The sequence below is a fragment of the Methylobacterium sp. AC433 genome (genome assembly GCF_979253015.1).
On record NZ_CEEDBN010000036.1, the window covers coordinates 1 to 6381 of the forward strand.

2 protein-coding genes are annotated in these 6381 nt (G+C 75.3%); both read left to right on the plus strand.

Going from position 1 to position 6381, the window contains the following annotated elements; genetic code table 11:
- Positions 1-4840, plus strand: a 4840-nt coding sequence (locus AC0IWM_RS23540; RefSeq protein WP_471759080.1) for an amino acid adenylation domain-containing protein, incomplete at its 5' end; no start/stop codon positions are given.
- Positions 4841-6381 (plus strand): condensation domain-containing protein (locus AC0IWM_RS23545; RefSeq protein WP_471759082.1); only part of this gene is annotated, 1541 nt, incomplete at its 3' end.

Genomic DNA, 6381 nt, shown 5'->3' on the forward strand with positions numbered 1-6381 from the left:
GGGCAAGCTCGACCGGGCGGCCCTGCCGGCGCCCGCCGACCTCCCGGCCGAGGCGGCCCAGGCCCGCCCGCTCACCGAGACCGAGGCCGTGGTCGCGCGCATCTGGGCCGAGGCCCTCGGCCTCACAACCATCAACCCCGACCAGAACTTCTTCGAGGCCGGCGGCGACTCGATCCTCAGCCTCCAGATCGTGGCGCGCCTGCGCGAGGCGGGCTTTGCCGCACAGCCCCGGCAGATCTTCGCGCATCAGAGCGTGGCGGCCCTGGCCCGCGTGCTCCGGACGCGCGACACCGAGGCGGCCGCGCCCGCCCTGCCGGAAGGCCCGGCCCCACTCACGCCGATCCAGGCGTGGTTCCTGCGCCAGGACATGCCGCGCCCGGACCACTGGAACCAGTCGCTGCGCCTGACCCTCGCGGCGGATGTCGACGGCGACCGCCTCGCCGACGCGTTGCGCCGCCTTCCGGACCGCCACGAGGCCCTGCGCACGGCCTTCCGGCGCGACCGTGAGGGTGCCTGGACCCAAGTGCCCGTCCCGGCCGAGCAGCTGCCCGACCCGGTCGCCCAGGTGGCGGTCGCGTACGAGGCCGAGACGGAAGCCTGCTTCCGTGCCGCCGAGCGGGGCCTCGACCTCGCGCGCGGCCGGGTCTTCGCGGCAATCCTCGCCGTGACCGACGACGGCCCGGCCCGCCTCCTGCTGACCGCCCACCACCTCGTCGTCGACGCGGTCTCCTGGCGCATTCTCCTCGCCGACCTCGAAGCGCTGTACCGCGCCGGGGCCGCGCTCGCCGTCCCGGCCGTCCCGTTCCGCGCCGTCGCGCACCATCTCGGCGCGCAGCCGCCGCGAGACCCCGCGCCCTGGATCGCCGCTCTCGCGGCCCCCTCCCGTGCCCTGCCGGTCGACCGTCCGGACGGCACCCGCCGGCAGCGCGACGCCCGCGAGATCCGGATCGCCTTCGATGCCGTCACCACCGCCGGCCTCGACAGGGCAGGGGGGCCGGCGCGCCCGCGCCTGCACGAACGGGTGCTCACCGGCATCGCCCGCGCGGTCGCCGCCTGGGCCAGCGGGGATGCCCTGCACGTCACCGTGGAACGGCACGGCCGCGATGCGGCCCTGGCGGTGGAGCGCACCGTGGGCTGGTTCACCACGCTGGTTCCGGTGCGCCTCGCCCTCACGGGGGACCGCGATCGCGACGTTCGGGTGGTCAAGGAGGCCCTGCGCTGCCTGCCCGGCGCGGCGGACGAATTCGGCCGCCTGCGCGAGCTGGGTCCCACCGAGATCCGCGACCGCCTCGCCGCCCTGCCGGTGCCGGCCCTGACCTTCAACCATCTCGGCACCCTCGACGGTCTCGCCCCGGGCGGCCTGTTCTCCCTGGGCGCCGAGGACATGCGTCTCTCGGCCGACCCGGATTCACCGCTCGGCGCCGAGCTCACCATCGACAGCTACGTGCGCGGCGGCAGCCTCACCCTGCGCCTCGCCTATGCGAAGACGCGCTTCGCGGAGCGCACCATCGTGGCCCTGTCGGAGCGCATCCGGGACGAGCTCACGGCGCTGGCATCCGCACCGGAGGCGCCTGGCCTGACTCCGTCCGACGTGCCCCTCGCGGGCCTCGACCAGGACGGGCTCGATCGCCTCGGCCTCGACGACCGCAGCGTCAGCGACCTCTACCCGCTCGCCCCCGCCCAGGCCGGCATCCTGTTCCACGCCCTCGCCGCGCCCGGAACGGGCCTCTACGTGAACCAGCTCGCCGTCACCATCGCGGGCCTCGACGCCCCGCGCTTCGTGGCGGCGTGGCGGACGGCGCTCGCCCGGCACCCGATCCTGCGCAGCGGCTTTCTCTGGACCGGGGCGATGGGCGCGCCGCTCCAGGCGGTCCACGCGACGGCGGAGCTTCCCGTCGCGTGGCGCGACCTGCGCACGGACGCGGCGCCGGATCTCGGCGCCCTGGCGGAAGCCGAGCGGGCGCAGGGCTTCGACCTGGCGCGTCCTCCGCTGATGCGGCTCCTCATGGCGGCCCTTCCGGACGGTTCCCACCACCTGATCTGGACCTGCCACCACCTCCTCCTCGACGGCTGGAGCAATGCCCGCCTCGTCTCCGAGGTGCTGCGGACCTACGCGGGCGAGGCCGTGGAGCCGCCGCACCGCCTGTTCCGGGAGCACGTCGCCGCCCTGGCGCGGGGCGATTCCGAAGGCGACGCGGCCTATTGGCGGGAGGCCCTGGCGCCCCTCGACGAACCGAGCCTCCTCGCTCCCGCCCTCTCGGGCGAGGCGGGGCGGAGCGACCACGGACTTGTCGACACCCACCTGGATCGGGCGCAGGTCGCACGCCTCCAAGCCGTGGCGCGCGCCGAGCGCGTCACCCTCGCGACCCTGTTCGAGGCCGCCTGGGCCCTGACGCTCGGGCGCTTCACCAACCGGTCCCGGGTGGCCTTCGGCGTCACCGTCTCGGGCCGGCCCGCCGATGACGGCGGGATGCATGCGGTGCTCGGCCTGTTCATCAACACGGTGCCGCGCTGCATCCACCTGCCGGCCGAGAGGCCGGTCGGCGCGTGGCTGCGGGAGTTGCAGGACGCGGCCGCGACCCTGCGCGACCATGCCCTGGCGCCGCTGGTGGCGATCCAGGGCTGGGCGGGTTCGCCGGGCCGGCCGCTCTTCGACAGCCTTCTCGTGGTCGAGAACTACCCCATCGATGCCGTGGTCCGCGACCGCGACGCGGGCGGCCTGCGCTTCGGGCCGGTGACGACCCTGGAGGCGACGGACGTGCCCCTCACGCTCTCGGTCCTCCTCGACGCGGCGCCGCGCCTGACCTGGAGCCACGACCGCGCCCGGATCGGCACCGCCGATATCGAGCGGCTGGCGGCGCAGATGCTCGGCACCCTCGCGGCCCTGGTGGAGAACGCGCAGGCGCCCCTCGGAAGCCTGGACCTCGTCCCGGAGGGCGAGCGCCGCGCGGGACGGGCCGGTGCCCGCCTGCCGGCCCCGGCCGGGCCGGCACCGGCTGAGCCGGCGATCCACCAGCGCATCGCCGCGCAGGCGCAGCGGCGCCCCCAGGCGATCGCCGTGACCTGCGCGGGCGCGGACCTCAGCTACGGCGCGCTCGATGCCCGCGCCGCGCGGTTGGCCCGTCACCTCGTGCGCGCCGGTGTCCGGCCCGGCGCCCTGGTGGGCCTCTGCGCCGAGCGCTCCCTCGATCTCGTGGTCGGCCTGCTGGCGATCCTGAAGAGCGGCGCCGGTTACCTGCCCCTCGATCCCGGCTACCCGGCCGACCGGCTCGCCTTCCTGCTGGCCGATTCGGGCGCCGCACATGTCCTGGTCCAGGGCGACGCCCTCGGGCCGGACGTCCCGCGGCCCGCGCCGGCGCCCCGCCTCATCCGCCTCGACGGCCCGCTTCCGGACGAGACCGACGCCGTGACCCTGCCGGGGCCGCCCCATCCCGACCAGCCGGCCTACGTGATCTACACCTCGGGCTCCACGGGACAGCCCAAGGGCGTCGTGATCACCCACGCCAACGTCGCCCGGCTCCTGGAGACCACGCAGGGCCAATTCGGCTTCGGCGAGGCCGATGTCTGGACGCTGTTCCACGCCTACGGATTCGACTTCTCGGTCTGGGAGATCTTCGGCGCCCTCTGCCATGGCGGGCGCCTCGTCGTGGTGCCCCGTTCGGTCGCGCGGGCGGCGGACGCCTTCCTCGATCTCCTCGTGCACGAGGGCGTCACGGTCCTGAACCAGACCCCCTCCGCCTTCCGGCCGCTGATGCAGGCGGTCCTGGCCCGCACGCCGTCCCCGCCTCTCGCCCTGCGCACGATCGTGTTCGGCGGCGAGGCCCTGGACGTGGGGGGTCTCGCCCCCTGGTTCGCCCGCTTCGGCGACGCGAGCCCCCGCCTCGTGAACATGTACGGCATCACCGAGACCACGGTGCACGTCACCTCGCGGATGTTGCAGGCCGGCGACGCGGCATCGCCGGACAGCCCGATCGGCGAGGCCCTGCCCGACCTCACCCTCCACCTCCTCGACGACGCCCTGGATCCGGTGCCGGACGGCGTGCCGGGGGAAATCCATGTGGGCGGCGCCGGCCTCGCCAGCGGTTACCTCGACCGGCCCGGGCTCACCGCCGCGCGCTTCGTGCCCGATCCCCACGGCCCACCCGGCGCCCGGCTCTACCGCAGCGGCGACCGGGCCCTGCGCCGGCCGGACGGCAGCCTCGCCTATCTCGGCCGGGCCGACGGGCAGGTGAAGCTGCGTGGCTACCGCATCGAGACCGGCGAGGTCGCGGCGGCTCTCCGGGCCGAGCCGGAGGTCGCCGATGCCGCCGTGATCCTGCGCGCCGGCCCCGGCGGGCCGCGCCTCCTCGCCTACGTAGTCCCGGCGAAACCGGCGGCCGTGGACCTGGACGCGCCCGGCCTGCGCGCCCGCCTGCTGCGACGCCTGCCCGAGCACATGGTGCCGGCCGGCATCGTTGCCCTGGCGGCCCTGCCGCTGACCGCCAACGGCAAGCTCGACACGGAGGCCCTGCCGGAGCCGGCCCGCACCTCGGCGACGTTCGAGACGCCGGAGGGCGAGACGGAACGGGCCATCGCGCAGATCTGGTGCGAGGTGCTGGGCCTGACCGCAGTGGCGCGCGACGACAACTTCTTCGGCCTCGGCGGCCATTCCCTGAGCGCCGCCCAGGTGACGATGCGGATCGGCCAGCGCCTCGCGACCCCGGTTCCGATCCGCACGGTGTTCGAGGCGCAGACCCTGCGCGGCCTCGCCCGGGCGGTGGAGGCGCACCGGGCCGACGGCTCGGACGCGCGGGCCGAGCTCTCCGCCATGGACGATCTTCTCGTCGACCTGGAGGCCTGAGTGAACGCCCACGCCGCCGATCTCAGCCGCCGCTTCGGCCGCCTCCCGGCCGAGAAGCGCCGGCTCTTCCTCGACGCCCTCGCCGCCCGGGGCATCGATTTCGGGCGCCTGCCCATCGTGGCCGGCGACGACGCGGGGACCGCGCCGCTCTCCTACGCCCAGGAACGGCTCTGGACGATCGGCCGCATGGGGGGCGACGCGGCCCTCCTGCACATCGCCGGAGGCCTTCGCCTCGACGGCCCCCTCGACCCGACGGCCCTCGCCGGGGCGCTCGCCGCCCTCGTCGCACGGCATCCGAGCCTGCGCACCGGCTTCCGGGCGGGAGCGGGAGACCGGGTCGAGGCGGTGACACACACGGACGTCACCATTCCGCTGCGCGAGACGGATCTCTCGGATCTCGCTTCGGCAGAACGGCGGGAGCGGCTCGACGCCCTCTCGCGGGCGGAGGCGCGCGAGGCCTTCGACCTGGCCGCGCCGCCGCTCCTGCGGGCGCGGCTGGTCCGCTCCGGCCCGAACCGGCACGTCCTGCTCCTCACCCTGCACCACCTCGTCTGCGATGGCCGCTCGGTGGAGATCCTCCTCGGCGACCTGATGCGGCTCTACGCGGCCGGAGCCTCGGCCGCCCTGCCGCCCCTGCCCATCGCCTACGCGGACTACGCCCGCTGGCAGCGCGACTGGCTGGAGGCGGGGGAACTCGACCGGCAGCTCGCGGGCTGGCGCACCCGCCTCGGCACCGGCGACCCGGTCCTGCCGCTGCCCCTCGACCGGCCCCGGCCCGCGATCCAGAGTTTCCGTGGGGCGGCCGTGGCCTTCACGGTGGAGGCGGGCGTCGCACAGGCTCTGCGCGACCTCGCGCGGGCGACAGGCGCCACCCCCGCCATGGTGCTCCTCGCCGCCTTCGCCCTGCTCCTGCGCCGGATCACCGGCGAGGCGGACCTGCGCATCGGCGTGCCGATCGCCAATCGCGGCCGGCCCGAGACGGAGCACGTGGTCGGTCTGTTCGTGAACACCCTGGCGCTCCGCCTGACCGTCGACCCGGCCGCGAGCGTCCTGAGCTTCGTCGCGCGCGTGCGCGACGCCATGCTGGATGCGCAGGGGCAGGCGGACCTGCCCTTCGAGCGGCTGGTGGAGGCCCTGCAGACCCGGCGCAGCGTCAGCCACACCCCCCTGGTCCAGGTGATGCACAACCACCACGTCGCGGGCCCGGAGCGGTTCGCGGTCGGCGACCTCACCGTGGCGACGTTCGGCCGCGAGACCGGCAGCATCCAGTTCGACCTCGTGCTGGAGACCGTGGAAACCGTCGAGGGCGGCCTCTCCGGATCCTTCGGCTATGCCCGCGACCTGTTCCAGCAGGAGACCCTGGAGCGGATGCGCGACGGTTTCCTTGGACTTCTGGTTGCCCTGGTGGCGGCGCCGGCGCGGCGGGTGGACCTCCTGCCGCTGGTCCCGGAACGGACCCGCCTGGCCCTGTCGGCCCCCTATCCCGGACCGCTGCCCCTGGCCGACGACCTCCTGCCCGGCCTGATCGCGAAGGCCGCCGC